General features: G+C 64.9%; 21 protein-coding genes. 9 read left to right on the top strand and 12 right to left on the bottom strand.

Features of this window, described 5'->3' with window-relative positions:
- Window positions 1-120 precede the first annotated feature (120 nt).
- Entirely contained in the window at window positions 121-1,725 is a 1,605-nt protein-coding gene (locus AC5STI_RS00460) for a class I SAM-dependent methyltransferase (protein ID WP_495445191.1), read from the top strand.
- Window positions 1,726-1,869: 144 nt separating this feature from the next.
- Entirely contained in the window at window positions 1,870-3,087 is a 1,218-nt protein-coding gene (locus AC5STI_RS00465; protein ID WP_495445192.1) for a PAS domain-containing protein, read from the top strand.
- Window positions 3,088-3,094: 7 nt separating this feature from the next.
- Here AC5STI_RS00465 and AC5STI_RS00470 read toward each other — a convergent pair whose 3' ends face one another.
- On the bottom strand, window positions 3,095-4,123 hold the full coding sequence (locus AC5STI_RS00470) for a GlxA family transcriptional regulator (protein ID WP_495445193.1): 1,029 nt from the start codon (window positions 4,121-4,123) through the stop codon (window positions 3,095-3,097).
- Between the two features lie 72 nt (window positions 4,124-4,195).
- Complete coding sequence (gene nhaC / locus AC5STI_RS00475; RefSeq protein WP_495447712.1) at window positions 4,196-5,626, bottom strand: Na+/H+ antiporter NhaC; 1,431 nt, start codon at window positions 5,624-5,626, stop codon at window positions 4,196-4,198.
- A 377-nt stretch (window positions 5,627-6,003) separates the two neighbouring features.
- Between nhaC and AC5STI_RS00480 the strand changes: the two genes are divergently transcribed.
- On the top strand, window positions 6,004-6,354 hold the full coding sequence (locus AC5STI_RS00480) for an H-type lectin domain-containing protein (protein ID WP_475050593.1): 351 nt from the start codon (window positions 6,004-6,006) through the stop codon (window positions 6,352-6,354).
- Here the strand turns inward: AC5STI_RS00480 and AC5STI_RS00485 are convergent.
- Entirely contained in the window at window positions 6,351-6,752 is a 402-nt protein-coding gene (locus tag AC5STI_RS00485; protein ID WP_475050594.1) for a helix-turn-helix domain-containing protein, read from the bottom strand. The genes AC5STI_RS00480 and AC5STI_RS00485 overlap by 4 nt on opposite strands.
- 69 nt (window positions 6,753-6,821) lie before the next feature.
- On the opposite strand from AC5STI_RS00485, the gene AC5STI_RS00490 reads away from it, so the two are divergent.
- The gene (locus tag AC5STI_RS00490; protein ID WP_495445194.1) at window positions 6,822-8,015 is read left to right on the top strand and encodes an MFS transporter; all 1,194 of its coding nucleotides are present in this window, start codon (window positions 6,822-6,824) and stop codon (window positions 8,013-8,015) included.
- Between the two features lie 55 nt (window positions 8,016-8,070).
- Here the strand turns inward: AC5STI_RS00490 and AC5STI_RS00495 are convergent, their stop codons facing one another.
- Window positions 8,071-9,093 (bottom strand): ribose-phosphate pyrophosphokinase, encoded by a 1,023-nt coding sequence (locus AC5STI_RS00495; RefSeq protein ID WP_475050597.1) that lies wholly within the window; start codon window positions 9,091-9,093, stop codon window positions 8,071-8,073.
- 107 nt (window positions 9,094-9,200) lie between these two features.
- Here AC5STI_RS00495 and AC5STI_RS00500 point away from each other — a divergent pair, with 107 nt between their 5' ends.
- From AC5STI_RS00500 to AC5STI_RS00515, 4 genes are all read left to right on the top strand, one after another.
- A complete protein-coding gene (locus AC5STI_RS00500) occupies window positions 9,201-9,803 on the top strand; it encodes a 2-hydroxychromene-2-carboxylate isomerase (protein WP_495445195.1) in 603 nt (200 codons plus the stop codon).
- Window positions 9,800-10,600 (top strand): alpha/beta fold hydrolase, encoded by an 801-nt coding sequence (locus tag AC5STI_RS00505; RefSeq protein WP_495445196.1) that lies wholly within the window; start codon window positions 9,800-9,802, stop codon window positions 10,598-10,600. The genes AC5STI_RS00500 and AC5STI_RS00505 overlap by 4 nt, the downstream gene beginning before the upstream one ends.
- Before the next feature lie 70 nt (window positions 10,601-10,670).
- Window positions 10,671-11,429, top strand: coding sequence for a nuclear transport factor 2 family protein (locus AC5STI_RS00510; protein WP_495445197.1), 759 nt, complete (start codon window positions 10,671-10,673; stop codon window positions 11,427-11,429).
- A gap of 93 nt (window positions 11,430-11,522) precedes the next feature.
- Window positions 11,523-12,116: a 2-hydroxychromene-2-carboxylate isomerase gene (locus AC5STI_RS00515; protein WP_495445198.1), complete on the top strand. Its 594-nt coding sequence runs from the start codon at window positions 11,523-11,525 to the stop codon at window positions 12,114-12,116.
- Window positions 12,117-12,134: 18 nt separating this feature from the next.
- Here the strand turns inward: AC5STI_RS00515 and AC5STI_RS00520 are convergent, their stop codons facing one another.
- From AC5STI_RS00520 to AC5STI_RS00550, 7 genes are all read right to left on the bottom strand, one after another.
- The gene (locus AC5STI_RS00520) at window positions 12,135-13,169 is read right to left on the bottom strand and encodes a threonine aldolase family protein (protein WP_495445199.1); all 1,035 of its coding nucleotides are present in this window, start codon (window positions 13,167-13,169) and stop codon (window positions 12,135-12,137) included.
- 95 nt (window positions 13,170-13,264) lie between these two features.
- Window positions 13,265-13,471: a hypothetical protein gene (locus AC5STI_RS00525; protein WP_141890894.1), complete on the bottom strand. Its 207-nt coding sequence runs from the start codon at window positions 13,469-13,471 to the stop codon at window positions 13,265-13,267.
- A gap of 165 nt (window positions 13,472-13,636) precedes the next feature.
- Window positions 13,637-14,119, bottom strand: a complete 483-nt coding sequence (locus tag AC5STI_RS00530) for a YcgN family cysteine cluster protein (protein WP_475050610.1) — start codon at window positions 14,117-14,119, stop codon at window positions 13,637-13,639.
- Window positions 14,116-15,048: a bifunctional riboflavin kinase/FAD synthetase gene (locus AC5STI_RS00535; protein ID WP_495445200.1), complete on the bottom strand. Its 933-nt coding sequence runs from the start codon at window positions 15,046-15,048 to the stop codon at window positions 14,116-14,118. Before AC5STI_RS00535 ends, AC5STI_RS00530 begins: the two co-directional genes overlap by 4 nt.
- Window positions 15,049-15,209: 161 nt before the next feature.
- Window positions 15,210-15,656, bottom strand: coding sequence for a GFA family protein (locus tag AC5STI_RS00540; protein ID WP_495445201.1), 447 nt, complete (start codon window positions 15,654-15,656; stop codon window positions 15,210-15,212).
- 528 nt (window positions 15,657-16,184) lie between these two features.
- The gene (locus AC5STI_RS00545; RefSeq protein WP_475050615.1) at window positions 16,185-16,628 is read right to left on the bottom strand and encodes a MaoC family dehydratase; all 444 of its coding nucleotides are present in this window, start codon (window positions 16,626-16,628) and stop codon (window positions 16,185-16,187) included.
- 197 nt (window positions 16,629-16,825) lie between these two features.
- Window positions 16,826-17,701 carry a TIGR01459 family HAD-type hydrolase gene (locus tag AC5STI_RS00550; protein ID WP_495445202.1) on the bottom strand — a complete coding sequence of 292 codons (876 nt, stop codon included), beginning with the start codon at window positions 17,699-17,701 and terminating at the stop codon, window positions 16,826-16,828.
- 192 nt (window positions 17,702-17,893) lie between these two features.
- On the opposite strand from AC5STI_RS00550, the gene AC5STI_RS00555 reads away from it, so the two are divergent.
- The gene (locus AC5STI_RS00555) at window positions 17,894-19,798 is read left to right on the top strand and encodes a methyl-accepting chemotaxis protein (RefSeq protein WP_495445203.1); all 1,905 of its coding nucleotides are present in this window, start codon (window positions 17,894-17,896) and stop codon (window positions 19,796-19,798) included.
- A gap of 589 nt (window positions 19,799-20,387) precedes the next feature.
- On the opposite strand, the gene AC5STI_RS00560 is transcribed toward AC5STI_RS00555, so the two are convergent.
- The gene (locus tag AC5STI_RS00560) at window positions 20,388-21,308 is read right to left on the bottom strand and encodes a manganese-dependent inorganic pyrophosphatase (RefSeq protein WP_495445204.1); all 921 of its coding nucleotides are present in this window, start codon (window positions 21,306-21,308) and stop codon (window positions 20,388-20,390) included.
- Between the last annotated feature and the right edge of the window lie 100 nt (window positions 21,309-21,408).

Genomic DNA, 21,408 nt, shown 5'->3' on the forward strand with positions numbered 1-21,408 from the left:
TATCAGCCTGCGCTGTCTGCCCTCAATGCCAGTAGCGATCCTCCTCAATCATTAACCCAATTCTCACCAAATTTTCGGAAATTACCCTGCACCACATAAACCCAACCAGCAGGATTTCCCGTGACCGATTGGACCTCCGGCTATGTCGCCGGCATCGACTACACCTTTGATTTTCACAGCCAGCTGACACCGGCTCTGCTGGCGTTCGGCGCTATGCGCCAGGGGCACCGGCACGGGCTGGACAAGGCAAGGCTCTCCTATTGCGAGCTGGGCTGCGGCCAGGGGTTTTCGGCCAATCTGCTGGCAGCCGCCAATCCGCATATCGACTTTCACGCTATGGACTTCAGCCCCGCGCATATCGCCGGCGCGGCCGAACTGGCGCAGGAGGCGGGGCTGGAGAATGTGCATTTCCATGAACGCAGCTTCGAGGATTTCGGGCAAACCCCGGACCTGCCGGAGAGCTTCGACATCATCGCGCTGCACGGGGTCTACAGCTGGGTTTCCGCGGAAAACCGTCAGCATATCCTCCGCTTCATCGCTGAGCGGCTGCGGCCGGGCGGGCTGGTTTACGTCAGCAGCAACGCGCAGCCGGGCTGGGCTGCGGCGATGCCGTTGCGCCGCCTGCTCGCCAGCCGGGCAGAGCAGGGCAGCGGCCCGCTGACCAAGCGGATCCAGGATGCCATGGCGTTTGCCCGCCAGCTGAACGCGGCCGGCGCGGGGTTCTTTGCCAGCAACCCGGCCGCCGCCAAGCGGCTCAAGCACATGGACGCGATGCCCGCCAACTATCTGGCGCATGAATATTTCAACAAGGACTGGACGCCGTTCCACTTCGAGGATCTGGCCGCGGAACTGGCAGGCGCCAAGCTGAGTTTTGCAGGCTCGGTGCATCCGCTCGACAATATCGACAGCGTCCGCTTCACGCCGCAGCAGCAGGCGCTGCTGGAGGCTGAGCCGGACCCGGACCGCCGCGAGGGCCTGCGGGATGTGCTGCTGAACGAGCATTTCCGCACCGACATCTTTGTGAAGGGCAAACTGGCGCATACTCCGCGCGGCGAAATCGGTGCGTGGTTTGCAACGCCGTTTGCGCTCACCCGCACCTACAGCGGCGGCGCGCTCAAGTTCAACCACCGCGGCAAGGACCTGCCGCTGGAGCAGGAACAATACGCGCCGGTTCTCAAGGCTCTGGCGAACGGACCTGCAACGGTGCGCAGCCTGCTGGATCAGGGCGTGTTCGGCACCATGGACTGGGGCAGCATCGCCCTCATGCTGTCAGCGCTGGCAGGCACCGGCTGTATCGCGCCTTGCCTGCCGCAGGAGGGGCTGGCGGAACGCGCCGCCGCCTGCCGTGCCTTCAACCAGGCCGTCTGCAAACGGGCAGAAGACAGCGAGGCCCTGCGCTTTCTCGCCTCGCCCGTCACCGGCGGCGGGGTGGAGCTTGACCGGTTTGAGCAGCTGTTCCTGCTGGCCCGCAGCGAGGGGCTGGAGACCCCGGCGGACTGGGCGGGCCTGGCCTGGCGCATCCTGGCGCCGCAGGGCCAGCGTCTGCAGCACGAGGGCCGGGTGCTGGAAACCGAAGAAGAGAACCTCGCCCTGCTGCGCGCCCGGGCCGGCAATTTCGCTGCCCGCCGCCTGCCGCTGCTGGAAAGCCTGGGCGTGACGCTTCAGGACAGCAGCACTGCGCCGCAGACCGGCGCAGCAGCGCGGGCACAGGGCGCCGCAGCATGATTTCGCGGGCGCCGGCAGCGGTTCAGCAGCCGGCCCCGGACCGCCGCCGGAACGGCCGCAGGGCGGACGCCGCATTAGCATTTTGACAAGCACTGGCGGTTAGACAGGACCCTGTAGAAAACTAACACTGACAGGAACTGAAACGTGTCCTTTGAAGACCGCACGCTGGCTGCTCCGGCAAGGAGCAAAGAAGCTTACTTTGCCTTGGACGAAGTGTTCTTTTCCCGAACCGATAGCCGCGGTGTTATCCGGGCCGGCAATGCGGTGTTCAGCCGGGTTGCCAAATACCCGCTGGAGGAGCTGCTGGGCGCGCCGCACAAGGTCATCCGCCATCCGGACATGCCCCGCGCCGTGTTCCAGCTTCTGTGGGATACCATCAAGGACGGCGGCACCGTCGGCGCCTATGTCAAGAACCGCGCCAGCGACGGCAGCTTCTATTGGGTCTTTGCCATCGTCACCCCCTGCGAAGGCGGTTATTTGTCGGCGCGGATCAAGCCCACCAGCCCGCTGCTGCGCACGGTAGAGCAGGAGTACGCCAAGGTGCGCCAGGCCGAGCAGGCCGAGGGGCTGAACCCGGAGGACAGCGCTGCGCTTCTGCTCGCCCGCCTGAAGGAGCTGGGCTTTGACACCTACAACGATTTTGCAGGCCACGCCCTGGCAGAGGAGCTGCTGGCGCGCGATGCCGGTCTCAACCGCCCGGCCTGTGCCCGGCTGGCGGAACGCCGCACGATGCACGCAACCGCCGGCACGCTGGTCGGGGAGACCGAGGCGCTGGTGCAGGAGTTTGAATCCATGCGCACCATCCCGCATAACCTGCGGGTGATCGCCTCGCGGATCGAACCGGCGGGCGGGCCGGTGACAGTTCTGTCGCAGAACTACAGCTCCATGTCCCGCGACATGTCCAGCTGGTTCGAGGCCCACGTCTGGGGCAAGGACAGCAATTTCCGGGCCATCAAGGGCACCGTGACGGCAGCCATCTTTGTCGAAGGGCTGGCGCGCATCCTGACCGAATGCGGCCACCAGCTCGACCAGGAGGACGGCTCCGCGTCCACCGACATCGCCCGCGAGCAGGCCATCCTGTCGGAGCTGACCGAAACCCAGTTCACCAAGGCCCGGGCCAGCCTGCACGACGTCCGCTTTGAGGCCGACCGCATCCAGAAGGCCTGCCTGACGCTGCACCGCCACTTCATGGCGCTCACCACCACCCGGGTGCTGTGCAAGATCGAATGCGCGCGGCTGGGCCACGTGGGGGAATCGCTGAACTCGATCATTGACGAGCTGGGCCAGTTCCAGGACCGGATCTCGGCACGGCTCGAAAGGATATCGGAGCTGAGCACCGCACTCGCCTGCGAAGAGGCCTGAGCGGCGCTCAGTCTCCGTTCTCTTTCGCTTTCTCCGCCCAGCTCTTGCGGAAGGAGGCGGGCGATTGCCCGTACCGCTTCTTGAACCGGATCGACAACTGGGTGGCGCTGCTGAACCCGGTGGCGGCGGATATTTCCGCCACCGTCATGTTGGTCTCATTCAGCAAGGCCAGTGCCCGGCCCACCCGCAGCTCGATATAGAACTGCACCGGCGAGGTGCCGGCATACCGCTGGAACAGCCGCTCCAGCTGGCGCCGCGAGATTTGCGCATGTTCCGCCACCACGCCGATCTCCACCGGCTCCTCGATGGTGTCATGCATGAACTGCATCGCGTTGATCAGATGCTGGTTACGGCTGCTGAGCGCCACGGAATAGGCCGACTTCTGCAGCGCCTCCCGGTTGTTTGAGCGGAAGTGGATGCACATGTCCGACACGATCACCGCCAGGTCCTTGCCATGGTCGGTCTCGATCATCTCCAGCATCATGTCGGTGGCCGCATTGCCGCCGCCGCAGGTCATCATCCCGTTGTCGATCTCATAGAGGTTCGCGGTCGGTTCCAGCCCCGGAAAATACTCGGAAAACGACGGCTGGTTCTCCCAATGCAGGGTAAAGCGCTGGTCCTGCAGAATTCCTGCCTGGGCCAGGGCAAAGGCACCGGTGCAGATGCCGCCAAACCGGCTGCCATGGGCATTCTGCCGCCGGATCCAGGCGAGCGTCCGTGGATTGGTGCTGTCCGACGGCTCAATGCCGGAGCAGACAAAGGCAAAGCTGCCGCGCGGCAGGTCCTCCAGCGCCATGCCGGTGTTGATCTCAATACCGTTGGAACAGGGCACCGGCGCGCCGTCCTCGCTGATCAGAAACCAGCGGTACAGCTCCTTGCCAGTCACCTGATTGGCGATCCGCAAGGGTTCCACCGCGGCGCTGAATGCCAGCATGGTCAGCTTCGGCAGAAGCAGGAAATAGATGTCTTTGGGCGGCCCGTCGTAATCAACCCGGAAACTGGCCGCACCTTTCGGGACAAAGCTGCGGAGTGTCATATCGCTAACCTAACAGATGGGATGTTCACTTTGAAATGCGCGCCGGAGGGGAGGCTCCGGCGCGCGCGGCGGTCAGGCGGTCAGCTCGGCCACCGGTTCGCCGCTGTCTTCCCAGGCGGTGATTTCCTCCTCACTGGCCCGGGGCGAGAACAGCCCGGTCATCGCATAGAAGATGCCGATCAGCGGCGACAGCCAGCAGGCAAAGGCCAGCGGGATGTACAGCAGGTTCTCAAAGTTGCCGTCGGCAATCCCCAGCGCCAGCGCCGAGATCACAAATGCGCCGCCCGCGTTCCAGGGGATCAGCGGCGACACCAGCGTGCCGCCTTCCTCGATGGCGCGCGACAGGTTCAGCGGCGAATATTTCATGCCGCGGTAAACCGGCGCATACATCCGGCCGGGCAGGGCAATGGACAGATACGGATCGCCCGCCACGGTGTTGGTCGCCACCGAGGTCAGAATGGCCGAGGTCTGGATGCCGGCAAAGGACTTCACCCGGGCAATGATCACCTCGATGATCGCCTGCAAACAGCCGGTCCGCTCCAGCGCGCCGCCAAAGCCAAGCGCCAGCAGCACCAGCGAGATGGTCCACATCATCGACTGGATGCCGCCGCGGTTCAGCAGCGGGTCGATCTCCGCCACGCCGGTGTCGATGGAATAGCCGCTGTTGGCGAAGGTAAAGGTCTCATGCAGCCCCGCGCCTTGGCACACCATCGCCATGATGCCGCCGACAACCGCGCCGGCAAACAGCGACGGGATCGGCGGCTGCTTCTTCACGGCCAGGAAAATGACCAGCAGCGCCGGCAGCAGCATCAGCGGTGAGATCCAGAACGCCTCGTCCAGCGCCGCGGTGATGGCGTCGATCCGCTCAAACGACACTTGCGAGGTGTCGATCAGGGTGAAGCCCACAACCAGATAGATCACCAGCGCGATCAGCATCGACGGCACGGTGGTCGGCAGCATGTTGCGGATGTGGTCGAACAGGTTGGTGCCGGTGACGGCCGGGGCCAGGTTGGTGGTGTCCGACAAGGGAGAGATCTTGTCGCCGAAGAACGCGCCCGAAACCACGGCTCCGGCGGTCCAGTACATCGGAATGCCAAAGCCCGCGCCGATCCCCATCAGCGCCAGGCCGACGGTGCCCACGGTGCCCCAGGAGGTGCCCAGCGACACCGACACGATGGAGCACAGCACCATGCCCGCAGCCAGGAACAGCTCCGGCGACAGGATCTTGAGGCCGTAATAGATCAGCGTCGGCACGGTGCCGCTGGCAATCCAGATGCCGACGATCATGCCCACGGTGATCAGGATCGACACCGACGGAAGCGAGATGTTGATGACGTGGAACACGCCCTCTTCGATGTTGTCCCACTTGTGGCCCAGCTTCAGCCCCACCAGCGCGGTGATGGCAATGCCGATGGCCAGCGGGATATGCGGGGTGAAGTCCCCGAAATAGAACAGCTGGACCCCCAGTACGGCCAGCGTCAGCACGATGGGCAGCAGCGCCATTCCAAGGCCGGGTTTAACAGTATTCGGATCAATTGGTGACACGGGGTTTCTCCTCCCTTGGGTCAGATCGCCTGTGCGAGGCGGATGCAGATACACACCAGACAACGCCCTTCCGGACTCGATGCCAGCGCGCCGGAATGGTCGGCATTTGCGACATTGAGGAGATAATTCCCCCGCTGGGGAAGTTGTGTTCCTATAGGGGAATTGTTCCGATGCGGCCTGGGCTGCGGCACCGTGAGGGAACACGGGACAGCACGCGCAGGGAGCCTCAGATGCCTTGCGCAAACGCAACAGCCGCAGGGTGATTGCAGCCGGTTTCTGGATTATCCTGCCGGTTGCCTTACTCTGACCGGCAGGCTAACCGCTTGGGAAACGGCATGAAAAGACTGCGCAACCCCCGCACTGGGGTCGATCAGGGCGATACCGGCATCTTCTCGGATTTCGAGGATGGCGGCGCGATGTGGACCGGCTCCGGCCCGCGCGAGCGGCGCCGGGCGGTGGCTTTTGCGGAACCTTTTGCCCGCCCGCCCTCCGTGCATGTGTCGGTATCGCTGTGGGATATGGACACCTCCGCAGCCATCCGGGCAGAGCTGGTGGCGGAAAACATCACCTGCGAAGGGTTCGATATCGTTTTCCGCACCTGGGCCGACAGCCGCGCCGCCCGGCTGCGCGCCGCCTGGCTGGCAATCGGCGAACTGCCCTATGCCGATGACTGGGACGTCGATTAAGCCTCGGCCGTAAGGCGTCCGGCGCGCAGCAGCTTGCGGAACTTGGGGCACTCCAGATGGCTGGGCGCCGGGCAGTCCGCTACATGGCGCAGCGCGTCGCGCAGCGTGGACAGCTCCTGGATCTGCGCCTCCAGCGCGTCGGCGCGGGCGTGCAGCTGGTCCCGCGGCAGATCCGGCCGGCCGTCCTTGCCGAACATCCCGGAAATCTCCTGCAGCGAAAACCCCGCCGCCTTGGCCAGCGTGATCAGCGACAGCTGCAGCAGCGTTTCGGGTCCGAACTGCCGCCGCAGCCCCTTGCGCCCGGCTGAGGTGATCAGCCCGATCTCCTCATAATACCGCAAAGCCGAGGCCGCGACGCCAGAACGCTCCGCGACCTCGCCAATATCCAGAAGTTTCATCCTTGACCTCAAGCTGGCTTGAATTCGCAGGCTGCCAGTCTTGAACGGATTGGACAAGGAATATCCCCGATGAAAACGCACGAGACAGCGGTTTGGCAGCAGCCCAGGGCCATCGCGCTGCTGATGGCGGCCAGCCTCACGGTGATGGCGAACGCCACGATCAGCCCGGCGCTGGCCGGGCTGGAACAGGAATTTGCGGATGCAGAGGACGCGGGCTTTCTGGTGCGGCTGCTGGTCACCGTGCCCTCTCTGGGGGTGATGCTGACCGCGCCGCTGGCGGGCTGGCTGACCGACCGCGCCGGGCGGCGGGGCGTGCTTCTTGCGGGGGTCTGGCTTTTCATCCTCTGCGGCACTGCCGGTTTTTACCTGCCGGATCTGTACCTGATGCTGGCCAGCCGCTTTGGCCTCGGCATCCCAGTCGGCCTGATCATGACCGCACAGACCGCCCTGATCGGCGACTACTTCACTGGCGCCCGGCGTCAGGCGCTGACCGGGCTGCAGATATCTGCCCGCAACTTTGGCGGACTGGTGTTCATCGGCACAGCCGGGCTGGCCGCGACTCTGTCGCCGCGGCTGCCGTTCCTGATCTACGGCCTGGCGGCGGTGTGCCTCTTTGCCGTCTGGCGCCACGCCCCGGAACCCCGGCACGGCGGCGGCGGGGCAGGGCAGCCAGAGGCGCCAGGCCACCCCGCCTGGCTGGTGCTGGTCATCGCCGTCTCGGCGTTGCAAATGCTGACCAATGGCCTTTTCTTCATGATGCCGACCCAGCTGCCATTCTTCTTTGCCGCGCAAGGTCTCAACAGCGCGCTGATGACCGGCGCCGGTCTGGGCCTGCTGTCGCTCTGCGGAGGCATCACCGCGCTGCTTTATGCGCGGTTCAAAGGCACGCTGCCCCATGCTGCGGTCTTTGCCGCCGGCTACAGCGCGCTGGCCCTTGGCTTTGCGGTGCTGGCGCAAGAGGGCAGCCCGGCCCTGTCCCTCACCGCGGCGATGGCCGTCGGCATCGGCTATGCCACGGTGTCCCCGGGGTTTGTGGCCATTGCACTGGCGCTGGCCCCGGCCAGGCGGCGCGGCACCGCAGGGGCAATCCTCACCGCCTCGGTGTTCTGCGGCCAGTTCCTGTCGCCCTTCGCCAGCACTCCGGCCATAGCTCAGTGGGGATACGGCGGTGCTTTTGGTGCGGCTTCGGCGCTGCTGGCGCTGATGGCCGCCGCCGCACTGGCCGCAGCCCTGCGCACCGCCCGCCGCCGCGCCGCTGCCTGAAACGAAAAAGCCCCGCTCAGCAGCGGGGCTTTTATCCATCCGGAAAACAGCAGTTTCAGCCGCCGTTGGAATAGAGGCTCTCGTAGATCGGAACCAGCGTCTTGTCCTCGAACAGCGACGACACAGAGGTGCCATGCCAGATGTTCAGGATCGCCTGGGTGAACAGCGGCGCGGTCGGCACGATGCGGATGTTCGGCGCGGCCTTCACTTCCTCGGTGGGCTGGATCGAGTCGGTCAGCACCAGCGATTTCATCACCGAGTTGGTGACACGCTCCACCGCCGGGCCGCTCATCACACCGTGGGTGATGTAGGCGTGGACTTCCTTGGCGCCGTTATCCAGCAGCACCTGCGCCGCCTTGCAAAGGGTGCCGGCGGTGTCGCACATGTCGTCGACGATCAGGCAGATCTTGTCCTTCACGTCACCGATCACGGTCATCTCTGCAACTTCACCCGGCTTCTCGCGGCGCTTGTCGACGATCGACAGCGGCGCGTTGATGCGCTTGGCCAGCTCGCGGGCGCGGGCCACGCCACCCACGTCCGGCGACACCACCATCAGCTCGCCCATCCGGTCCTTGAACTGGTCCTTCACGTCCAGCGCAAAGATCGGGCTGGCATACAGGTTGTCCACCGGAATGTCGAAGAAGCCCTGGATCTGGGCTGCGTGCAGGTCCATGGTCAGCACCCGCTCGATACCCGCACCGGTCAGCATGTTGGCCACCAGCTTGGCCGAAATCGGCGTGCGCGCCTTGGTGCGGCGGTCCTGGCGGGCATAGCCGAAGTAAGGGATCACTGCGGTGATCCGCTGGGCCGAGGACCGGCGCAGCGCGTCGGAGATGATCAGCAGCTCCATCAGGTTGTCATTGGCCGGGTTCGAGGTCGGCTGGATGATGAACATGTCCTCGCCGCGGACGTTCTCATAGACTTCGACGAAGATCTCGCCGTCATTGAACCGCTCGACGCGGGCATCCACCAGCCCCTGGTCGACACCGCGGTGCATGCTCATGCGGCGGGTAATGGCTTGGGCAAGAGGGAGGTTGGCGTTCCCAGCGATCAGCTTGGGTTCGTTCAAGGTCGGCATTGGCTGTTATCCCCAGGCAGCAATGGCAATGTGTCAGATTCGTGATATTGAACCCCGCTTATCATGCACTTACCTTCGCGCAAAGTTCTAAGCGGGAGATACATCTTATGATGGTATTTGATTTCTACTTTTCCACCCTTTCGCCATTTTCCTATCTCGCCGGAACCCGCCCGTGGGAGATTGCGGCCCGTCACGGCGCCAAGGTGAACTGCAAGCCGCTGGACATCCTGGCGCTGTTTTCCCGCACCGGCGGCACGCCCCCGGGAGAACGTCATCCATCGCGGCAGGAGTACCGTCTGATCGAGCTGGAGCGGCAAGCGGATAAGCTGGGCTTGCCCATCAACCTGAAACCTGCGCATTGGCCCGCCAATGCCGCGCCGTCCTCCTATGCCATCATTGCAGCGCAAAACGCAGGCGGCGGCGATATGGGGCAGCTGGTTCATTCCATCCTGCGTGCCTGCTGGGCAGAGGAGAAGGACATCGCAGACGACGCGGTGATCCGCGCCTGCCTCGACGGCGCCGGCTTCGACCCTGCGCTTGCCGGCAGCGGGCTCCTGGCCGGCGCGGAGACCTATGCGCAAAACCTCGAGGATGCGGTCAATGCCGGCGTGTTCGGCGCGCCGTTCTGGGTGACGGCAGACGGCGCCCGGTTCTGGGGCCAGGACCGGCTGGAGGATCTGGACGCACATCTGGCGGAGGCGGCGGCGTGACCGATCAGCTGGACGGTATCTTCTCGCGCAGCTTCGGGCAGGGGCCGCGGCAGGTTTTGGCGGTGCATTGCTCGCTGGCCCATTCCGGCGCCTGGCGCGGCCTGGCAGAAGTGATGGCGGAGGAAATCACCCTCACCGCCTATGACATGCTCAGTCACGGCCGCAGCCCGGATTGGGACGGGCAGGGCAACTACCAGCTTCTGAACGTGAAGGCGGGCCTTGCGCTGCTGACGGACCCGGTGGACCTGGTCGGCCATTCCTTCGGGGCCACTGTCGCCCTGCGCATGGCGATGGCCAAGCCGCATCTGGTGCGCAGCCTGACTTTGATCGAGCCGGTGCTGTTTGCCGTCGCCAAGTCCGATGCCCCGGACGTGCTGGCCGCGGTGGAAGCGGACAGCCAGCCCATCGACGTGGCCTGGGCCGCCGGCGATCTGGAGCTGACGACCCGGCTGTTCAACCGCCTGTGGGGGCCGGGTGAGCCGAAGTGGCCTGACCTGCCGGAGCAGCTGCGCGCTGCGATGATGCGCGCAATGCCGGTGATCCCCGCCAGCCACGGCACGCTCTACCTGGATGAGAACGGCACCCTGGCGCCGGGGGCGCTGGATCCGGTCACGATGCCTGCACTGCTGGTCACCGGATCGGACAGCCCGCCGGTGATGGCAGAGATCGCCCAGGGCCTCACCCGCCGCTTGGGCAATGCCCGCGCCGTATCGGTGCCCGGCGCAGGCCACATGCTGCCGGTGACGCATCCGGCAGAGACGGCTGAACTCTTGCGCGGGTTCTGGCAGCGGGCCTGAGCCTTTGCGCCGCCGCTGCAGGCAAGGCAGGATAGGGCCAGCACGGGCTGCAGCGGCGGAGGACGCACCGATGGCATCGAAAAAGGACCTGTTGAAAACGCTCCTCAAGGGCCTCGAGACCGGCGACCCCGCGGCTGCCGCTGTGGTCAATGAGGACAAGTACATCCAGCACAACCCCCAGACCCACGAGGGCAGCGAGGGGCTGGCCGAGCTGTTTGCCCGCCTCGCCAAGACCTCCCCCAAGGTGCGTTTCAAACGGGTGTTCGAAGACGGCGATTTCGCCTTTGCCCATATCGAGTACGATTTCTCCTCCCTGCGCGCAGCCTTCGAGGTGTTCCGGTTTGAGGACGGCCAGGCGGTGGAGCATTGGGACAACATCCAAGCCCTGCGCGGCCCCAACCCCTCCGGCCGGGGGATGCAGGACGGCACCACGGAGATCACGGATCTGGACAAGACCGAGGAGAACCGGACCCTCGCGCGCCGCTTCACCGAGCAGGTGCTGATCGGTCGGCGGCTGGACCTTTTGCCGGACTATGTCCGCGCGGATCTTATCCAGCACAGCCCGGACCTGGCGGACGGTTTGCCCGCCCTGCAGGAGGCTCTGGCGGCCACGCGCGACGGCACGCCCGCGATCCGGTACCAGCGGCTCCACCGGACACTGGCGGAAGGCAACTTCGCTCTCTGCGCCAGCGAGGGTCATCTGAACGGCACGCACACCAGTTTCTACGACCTGTACCGTATCGCCGACGGCAAGATCGCGGAGCATTGGGACACGGTCGAGACCATCCCGCCGCGCAGCGCATGGAAGAACGACAACGGCAAGTTCTGAACCGCCAGGGTCCGCTCCCTGGCCCCGGGCGTTTGATTCTGACGGCACTGACCCTAGACTGGCAGGCAGTTGGTTCATTGGCGGGAGGGTCACATGCCCGGACTTGATTTCTGGTATTCGATCGGCAGCACCTACACCTACTTGACCGTGATGCGGATCGCGGACGCGGCGGCCGAGGCCGGCGTTGCGGTCCGCTGGCGCCCGTTCAACGTGCGCCACGTGATGACGGTGCAGAACAACATCCCCTTCAAGGACAAGCCGGAAAAGACCGCCTATATGTGGCGCGATGTCGAACGCCGCGCGCAGCGCTATGGCTTCCATGTGCGGCTGCCGGCGCCCTATCCGCTGCCGGAGCTGGTGCTGGCCAACCAGGTCGCGGCGCTCGGCGCGGCGGAGGGCTGGGGGGAGGCCTATACCCAGGCCGCCTACCGCTGCTGGTTCGAGGCGGGCCAGCCCGCGGGCGAGGACCCGAACCTCAGCGCCAGCCTGGAGGCCGCAGGCCAGGATCCGGCCCGTGTGCTGGAGGCGGCGCAGTCAGAGGAAACCGTCCGGATGCTGGCCAAAGCGACAGACGAAGCAATGGACCTTGGCATCTTCGGCGCGCCCAGCTTTGCGGTGGGCAAGGAGATCTTCTGGGGCGACGACCGGCTGGAAGACGCGCTGCTCTGGGCGCAGGGCCGTCAGTAACCGCGGCCCGGCCGCACTTTAAAGCAACGACAGGAACGCCCGGATATCCTCTTCCGGAACCGACCAGTCGCAGACAAACCGGGCTGTGACCAGCTCATTCTCCGGCCCCTGCAGCAAACCGTCCCACAGGTGATAGATGGCGCCTGCGGCGAACAGTTCCTGATGCTTCCCGCGGGGCAGGGCGGCAAAGATCATGTTGGCCTGCGCCGGATGGGTGAAATGGGCACCCGCCGCCTCCAGACCCTCGGCCAGCAGCGCCGCCTTGGAATTGGCCGCGCGGGCGTTTTTCAGCCACAGATCATCGTTCAGATAGGCGAGCATCTGCGCCGACAGGTAGCGGTGCTTGGAAAACAGATGCGCCCCGCGCTTGCGGCGGTACTCGAACTCCTGCGCGTGTTCGGGATCAAAGAAGATCACCGCCTCCACCCCCAGGCAGCCGTTCTTGGTGCCGCCGAAGGACACCGCATCCACGCCCGCCTTCCAGGTCATCTCCGCCGGCGTGCAGCCCAGCGACACCAGCGCATTGGTGAACCGCGCGCCGTCCATATGCACCGGCAGCCCGTATTCCTTGGCTGCCGCACAGACCGATTGCAGCTCCGTCAGGCTGTAAACGGTGCCGAACTCCGTGACTTGCGTCAGCGACACCGGCCCCCGCTGCGGCCCATGCACACCGCGGGTCTCCTCGCCCTCGATGGCGGCGCGCAAAGCCTCAGACGTCATCTTGTCCGCATCTGTGACCAGCGTCAGCTTGGCACCGCCGCTGTAGAACTCCGGCGCGTTGCATTCATCCATGTTGATATGGGCAGGCTTGGTGCAGAACACCGTCTGCCACGGCTGCGCCAGCGTCGACAGCGCCAGCACATTGGCCGCAGTGCCGGTGGCGACCAGATAGACCGCCGCCTCCGGCACCTCGAAAATCTCCCGGATCCGCGCCGTCACCTCGGCCATTTCAGCATCGGCGCCATAGCCCATGGCATAGCCCCGGTTGGCTGCGGCCAGGGCGTCAAGGATCTGCTGCGGCACCGGGCCGGAGTTGTCGGAGGCGAAATGCATCGGGCTGGGTCCTTGCTCTGTTGCGGCTGTCCGCATCCAGACCTAGTCCAGCCCCGCGCCGCTGCCAAGCCGCGAATGGCCGGCCCGCCGGAACGTCAGAACACCCCGGCCAGGAAATACCCCAGCGCTATACCCGCCGCCGCCGCGGCCGAGGACCACAGCGACAGCTGCGCGCTCAGCCTGGAGCGGTGCCAGGCGCGAATCTCCGCTTCCTGCCGCGGGCTCAGGCCCTGGCCGGCCAGAAAGGCCCTGGCCTTGCGCTCGTCCGCGGCGGTGAAATAGGTGCCATGCTCAAACGGCATTTTCTGCTGCCCCTTTGATTGCTCCGGTCTTTCAGCCGCCGCCCGGACAGGCGGCAGCCGTAACCGGCTGGCAGCAGTTTCGGCCTGGGTGCGGAATTTTGCAACCGAAGGTTGCGTTGGATGCGCGTCAAATTGAACGCGATCCGCCCGCCCGGCGGCAGTTGCTCAGCCCAGGGGCTCGTCGATGATGTGGTCTTCCCACTCTTCTTCGGCGATCTCGAATTCCGACACCGTCCAGCCGCGCACCGAAACCCCTGCCTCATGCACGCTTTCCGGGGTGCCGGTCAGCAAGGGGTGCCATTCCGGCAGCGGCTTGCCCTGCCACAGCAGCCGGTAGGCGCAGGTTTCCGGCATCCAATAGGCGTGGGTGTCCAGGTTGTCCGGCTTCAGCACGATGCATTCCGGCACGAACTGATGCCGGATCGGATACTGCGCGCAGCGGCAGGTGCTGTCGTCCAGCAGGCGGCAGGCCACCCGGGTCAGCGCCACCTCGCCGCTGTCCTCATCCTCCAGCTTGTTCAGGCAGCACTTGCCGCAGCCGTCGCACAGCGCTTCCCATTCCTTCTGGCTGAGCTTTGCCAGCGGCTTCTTCTCCCAGAAGCGCGCGCCCAGGCCGGAGCGGTCGATCACGTCCTTGCCCCGTCTCATAGCGCTGCCAGGATTTCGCGCGCCTGGGCGCAATCCGCGTCCATCTGGGCGGTCAGCGCGTCCAGCCCGTCGAACTTCAGCTCAGGCCGCAGGAATTCCACCAGCCCGACCGACAGCGTCGCCCCGTAAAGGTCGCCTGAGAAATCGAACAGGAAGGTCTCGATATTCGGGACCACGCCGCCGAACATCGGCCTGACCCCGATGGAGGCCGCGCCGTGATAGCTGCCCTGATGCGGGCCGTCCAAGACATCGACCAGCACCGCATAGACGCCAAAGCGCGGCTGGTGCAGCCCCTCGATTGACATGTTGGCGGTGGGGAAGCCCAGCTCCCGCCCGCGCTGCTCGCCGCCGATCACCACGCCTTCGATCCGGTGCCAGTGGCCCAGCATCTCCTTGGCATCCGCAGGCCGCCCCTCGCTCAGCGCGTTGCGGATCGCGGTGGAGGACACCGCGTGCTCGGAATATTCCATCAAGGGCGCAATGGTGACGCCAAACCCGTATTGCGCGCCAAACCGCTGCAGGTCTTGGGCATTGCCGGCCCGGCCCTTGCCGAAACAGAAATCGGCACCCACCACCACATGCGCCAGACCCAGCCCTTCGGCGATCACGTCGCGGGCAAATTCCTCCGGCGTCAGGCTCGACAGCGCGGTGTTGAAGTTCAGCTCATACAGCCGCTCCACCCCCAGCTTCTCCAGCCGGTGAGCGCGGGTCTCGGCCCGCATCAGGCGGAAGGGCGGGGCATCGGGCGCAAAAAACTCGCGCGGATGCGGCTCAAACGTCATCACCCCCAAGGGCGCCCCGGGAGCGGCCTCGCGGGCCAGTTCGATCACCGACTGATGGCCCAGATGCACGCCGTCGAAGTTGCCGATGGCAACAGTGGCGCCCCGGTCCTGGTCTTCGACGAATTCAAAATCTCTGACGATACGCATGGCGCATCCGTACCCGCACCCGCGCGGCGGTTCAAGCGGCCAGTGGCGGGGGAAGGAAGAGAGCAGGGACGGCTCTGTCAGGGAACAGCGCCAGCGCTGCCCGGCGGCGCGCAACATAAGGCCGGTATGTGCCTGCAGGCGGTCGTTTCAGATACAGCCCGTCAGTCCTTGCTGCCGGGCAGTTTGCCTTGCGTGAAAGCGATGCTTGGATCGGCTGAGTGCTCAACGTCCCCGCCTGCAATTTCCACCCAGGAATGCTTCCGGTGCTCATAAACCGAAAACAGCGGTGCGGGGAACTGAGGGTCTGCAAATGCGCCAACAGGAACTGCAATGACCCCCGGCCAGCCTTCGATTACAAATGCCAGTGTCGAACCGCAGTTCGGGCAAAACTTGTAAGTTGCCTTGTGGCCGCTGTCGGCAACGCGCTCCCAAATTGCGAACTTTCCGCGGACCGTCACATCGGCATCCGGCCAACGGGCCTGAGCGGCAAAGACGCTGCCGGAGCGTCTTTGGCACTCAAGGCAGTGGCATACCGAGACCCGGACCGGCTCGCCTCTGCAGGTTGCGGTCAGCTGGCCGCATCTGCATGTTGCTGTTCGTTCGACCATCGTTTGCTCCAGTGTGTTTCATAGCTGAAAAACCAGGACCGGCTCCCTTGCTATCACTTTCCGGGTGCAACTCAAAACCAGCCCCGCCAGGCGCGCGGGACGCCGCAACCGCAAAACACGCGCAACCCGATCCTGACAGGGGTGGTTGAGCCTTGGCCCGTTGCATTTCCACCGCACGCCCCCTTCACGCAATCCTCATGGCCCTCTGCCATCCTGCCAAACGATCGCGATCCCCCCAGCCATGGTCCCGCGCGCGGGGCCATGATACGAGGCGCAGGCATCTGTGCGGTTGCCTGCGCAACACCCGGAGACCGGCCCTGATAAAAAGGGGGTCGTCCAAGCGAGCTTGTCCGAGCAGGCCCCGAGGGGTCTGTCCACCTCCACCCGGCGGCGCCGCCCCCTTAATTGGGACACAGCGCAGAACTGAACGAAATGAACGAAACAGACCGGCAAAGCAAAACCGCCAAGGGCACAGGCCCCGGGCGGCTGAAACTGCTGGAAATTGAAGGCGTGCGGCCGGCAGCCGCCTCAGTCGAACTTGCGCGACGGCGCCATCACCATGGCCTCGCCCACCAGTACCTTCTTGCCGTCGACCATGCAGCGGCAGTCCAGTTTCACCCGGCGCTTGTCGATCACGATGTCGGTCACCTCGACCTCTGCCAGCACCATGTCGCCGGGACGCACCGGGGCCAGGAACTTCAGCGACTGGCTCATGTAGATGGTGCCATGGCCGGGCAGCTGCTCGCCGATCACCGCAGAGATCAGCCCCGCCGTCAGCATCCCATGCGCGATCCGGCCCTCAAAGATCGTGTCGCGGGCATAATCGTCATCCATATGCACCGGGTTATGGTCGGTGGAGACATCGGCAAACATCCGGATGTCCTCATCGGTGATGGTTTTGCGCAGGTAACGCACCATTCCCATCTCGATGTCTTCGATGCAGATGGTTCCGCGCGGCATGTTGTCCAACATTCGATCCTCCGTTCACCTGTCTGGCCTCAGGTGCCGATGAAATAATTGCGCGCTCCATTGCCCGCTTGCGCAACTTTATTACTTTGCAGTTGCAGAAAATCAAGAGGGTTTGGCAAAAGAAAACCCCGCCTGTTGCGGCGGGGTCTGGTCGGTCAGGTCTGTCGGATACCCGGGGGCTGCTGGCCGGCAGGGGCGTTTTACCGCAGGAAACCAATGGCATAGGTCGGGCCGGACTGTTCCTTCTGCAAATAGGCCTCCAGCGCTTCGGGGTCCGGCTGGACCGATGTTTTTGTCTCTCTGGCCGCAAGGCCGCCGGTGATGAACAGGGAATCGATGCCTTCCCCCATGGCACCGGCAATATCGGTGTGCGGCCCGTCGCCGATCGCCAGGATCTCCGCATCCTGAATGTCATGGCCCAGCTCCGCCAGCCGGCGGCGCGCCAGATCATAGATCGGCGGGTGCGGCTTGCCGAAATACAGGCTCTCGCCGCCCATCTCGGTATAAAGCCGCGCCAGCGCGCCCGCGCACCACTCCCGCGTCTCGCCGCGGTCGACCACGATATCGGGGTTGGCGCACAGCAGTTTCATCCCCATCTGCTTGGCATAAAGGAAATCGGGCCGGTTCACCGCCGGGTCCGCATGCGGGTCGAACGGGCCGCAGCAGACGATGCCCTCGGCTTCCTTCAGCGGCACCCGGGTGATCTCCACCGGGTTGTGGATCACATGCAGCGGCTCGAAAAAGCCAGCGTCGCGTTCCCATTCACCCATGAAATACACCTTGTTGCCGACCGCCCCGGTGAACATCGCCGCCCGCGCGGAATCGCCGGAGGTCGAGATGGTGTCATAGGCGTCGTCCGGCACGTTGAACTGCCCCAGCTGCGCCGCCACGCCCGCGCGCGGTTTCGGCGAATTGGTGACCAGCACCACAATACCGCCCTGCGCCCGGTACGCCTGAAGCGCCGCCACCGCGTCCGGAAAGGCAGTGATCCCGTTGTGCACGCAGCCCCAAAGGTCGACAAACAGTGCCTTGTAACGGCTGGAGACTTCGGAAAGGGAGGTAATGATCTGGGTCATGGGGTCTACTTTCGCGCAAAGGTCCTTTGGTCTCACCTATGGCAGAGCCTCCTGGCGAAGGCCAGTGCAGCGGCGGCGGGCGCGGCACCAAAAAAAGCGCGCAAAAACGTGTCAGGGCCTCTGCGGCTTCAGGAGTGGTTAAATCTAAGCGGAAATAATAGGCGCCACAATCAGCTCTAAGGTGTGTTGCCCATGTTCCGTACGATGTCCATGAAGTCCCGGTTTCTTATCTCCGGTATCATTTCGGTCGCCGCGATTTTGATTCTGTCCTCCTTCGCGGTTTACAGCCTCTGGCAAAGCGAGCTGGAACTGGAACGGCAGATCAGCGCGACGCAGGCCTCCCGTCATGTGCTGCGGGCAGACATGATGCATGACGCGGTGGAGGCTTCGGTGTTTGCCGCCGTACTGGCCGGGCGGGATGGCGCGCAAACGGCAAGGGCAGACGCACGGGCCGAAGTGGCAGAGAGAGATGCGGTCTTCCGTCAGGAGCTGTCGGCGCTTCAGGCCATGGATCTGGAAGACGATGTGCGCGGCCTGCTGGAAACGGCACTGCCGCAAGTGGACCAGTTTCTGCTTTCGGCCGGCGGGACCACGGATGCCGCGCTCAGCGGCGGCGCCGGGCTGGATGCGGCGTTGGCGTCCTTCCAGCTGCAGTCTGAGCAGCTTGGGGCCGTCCTCGGCCCGCTTGGGGACAGGATCGTCAGCAACGCGCGCGCGACAGCCGTGTCCGCCCGCGCCCATGACATGATGCTGCTCTATTCGCTGCTCGCGGTCTCCGCTGCCCTGATCCTCCTGTCAATCTACAATGCCCGCAAAATGATGCTCAACATCGTGCGCCCGGTCGGGCGGCTGCGCGATGCCCTTCAGGAAGTGGCCGAGGGTGAATTCGGCATCAGGGTTTCCGACAGGATGCGGAGCGACGATTTCGGCGAAATCGCCAAGGACATTGATAGGGTGTCGGCCCGGGTGATCGACGCTCTGGAAGAACAGAACGCGCTGCGCGAGGAAAGCGAGCAGGTGATCGAGCGCTTGCGCAGCGGTCTCCAGCGGCTGTCCAATGGCGACCTGAGCGACCGGATCGGTGAGAAATTCAATAGCGATTACGACGCTTTGCGCGTGAATTACAATGAAACCGTCGACAAGCTGAATGAGCTGATGTCCGACGTGGTTCAGGCCGGCGCCCGCATTCAGCAGCAATCGGCTGAAATCCAAGCCGCGTCGGACGATCTGTCGTCGCGCACCGAAAGCCAGGCAGCGACGCTGGAGGAAACCGCCGCCGCGCTGGAGCAGATGACCGCCAGCGTCAACTCCTCGGCGCACAACGCCCAGCAGGTGCAGGACGTGGTGAACACCGCCCGCAAGGAGGTGGAGCGCAGCGGCGAAGTGGTCGAAGGCGCCATTGCCGCAATGAACGAGATCGAGCAGTCCTCGCATCAGATTTCGCAAATCATCGGCGTGATCGACGACATCGCCTTCCAGACCAACCTGCTGGCGCTCAATGCCGGGGTCGAGGCGGCCCGGGCCGGCGAGGTCGGGCGCGGCTTTGCCGTGGTGGCCTCGGAGGTGCGGGCGCTGGCGCAGCGCTCTTCGGAGGCGGCCAATGAAATCAAGACCCTGATCAGTGCCAGCACCTCCCATGTGGAAGACGGTGTGCGCAAGGTGGATGGCGCCGGCCAGGCGCTGACCGGGGTTGTCAGCCAGGTCGGCACCATCGCCGAGCTGGTGTCCGGCATCTCCAGCGAATCCGGCGAGCAGGCGCAGGGGCTGAATGAGATCAATTCGGGTGTGTCCCAGCTGGATCAGGTGACCCAGCAGAATGCGTCCATGGTCGTCCAGGCCGGCTCTGCCATCCGCGCGATGAATGCCGAGACCGTGGGGCTCAACCGGCTGGTGCGCCAGTTTGTCCTGCGCGGCGGCGGGAACGCCGTGGAGGCCGCAGCCGCAGAGACACGCGCGGCTCCGGTGCCGGCGCAGCCGCCCCGGCCCGTGGCTGAGGCGGAAGGAGAGCCGCTCGCTGATGCCGCCTGGGAGGATTTCAACGACGGCAGCGAAGCCTGGCCGGACCGGGGTGGCGCAGCCCTGCCGCGTTCGGCCTGACCGGGACGGTCCCGCGGCGCGGCCGGGCCGGGCCGCACTCCATCCTGGCAGAATTCCAACCCTATCAATATCGATAGATTGGCGCGGGGCCGGCGGTTGGGCAACATTGTTGCGCGGTCCGGCCAGCTGGCGGGGCCGCGGTGTCTGGCAGGCGCACGCGTGTAGTGAGTAACGGCGGCCTTTGCGAGCGAGGGGCGTCAGGTACGCCGGGGGGCAAAGCCGGCCGGTGATTGGCGGCGCCAGCCAGATGCCTTTGCCCACGGCACCGTTTGCTGGATTTCCTAACGCCGTTTCAGCGGGTTGGTGCGGACTCAGGGTGTCAAGATGGCCGTTGATGCTTCTGTCCGGGCACTCCGGCCAGCCAAGCGGATCAAGGCAGCTTCGCCGGAAGCGGCTTTGCTTTTTTTTGGGGGCCGGAACCCGAACCGGAACAAGCGCGCAGATGCCTGCTGGGCGCCGCACCGCGGTCTCCGCATGATCAGCAAAGACAGGGGGCTCCAAGCCCGCGGACACAGGCCGCCACAGCATCCCGCCACGAAAAAAGGCGCCCCGCGGGGCGCCTTTTGCGGTTCTGCAAACCTGAAGCGGATTACACTTTCAGGTTCGGAATGATCTGTTTCTTGCGGGACATGATGCCCGGCAGCACCACGGTGTCGCCAGAGGCATCGGCGCCGAAGGACTTGCTTGCCACGGTCTTGACCAGGTCGTTCGGCACCAGCAGGGTGGCTTCCTCGTTCAGGATGTCGACCACGAACAGCAGCACCTGATCGACGCCGTCCTCAGACGCGACGGTGGTCATGGTGTCCATCAGCGACGCCTTGCGGTCCAGCACCACGGCCGGCGCGGTGGTTTCCAGCACGGAGACGCGGAACTTGGTGCCGTCGACCTCATATTCCTTGGAGTCCATGCGCAGCAGTTCGGCATCGGAGAAGGAGGAGACGTCGGACTTGGCAGCAAACATCTCAGCCGCGTAGTCGGCGATATTGATGCCCAGGTCGGCAGCCAGCTTCTCGGCCACGGCCTTGTCATGCGCGGTGGTGGTCGGCGAGCGGAATTCCAGGGTGTCGGACAGGATGCAGGTCAGCGCCGCGCCCTTGACCGCCTCGGGCATCTTGGCGGCATCGTCGCCCATGAGGTCGTGCATGATGGTGGCGGTGCAGGCCAGCGGGCGGATGGTGATGTCGATCGGGCCTTTGGTTTCCAGGCCGCCGACCAGCTTGTGGTGGTCGATGATCGCCTGCACGTCGGCGCCGTTGATGTTGGCGGGCAGCTCGGCCGGGTTGTTGGTGTCGACAATCACAACAGCCGCGTCATCAGCCACGTCTTCGATGATCGCGGGCTTATCCAGGCCCCAGCGCTGCAGCATGAAGGCCGCTTCGGTGTTCGGCTCGCCCAGCAGCTTGGGCTCGGCGGCAACGCCTTTTACCTCGTTCAGGTACCAGGCCCAGACGATCGGGGAGCCGGTGGAGTCGGTGTCGGGGGATTTATGGCCGAAAACTTGAATGGTCATGGGGCTGTCCTGTTCACTCATGAGGTCAGTAAAGGGGAGATTTGCGCGCCTTATAGGACCGGCGCGCACGCTTGTCACCCCGCTGCTGCTGCAATGCGGC

It is taken from the genome of Leisingera sp. CC-HEC096 (assembly GCF_059429235.1).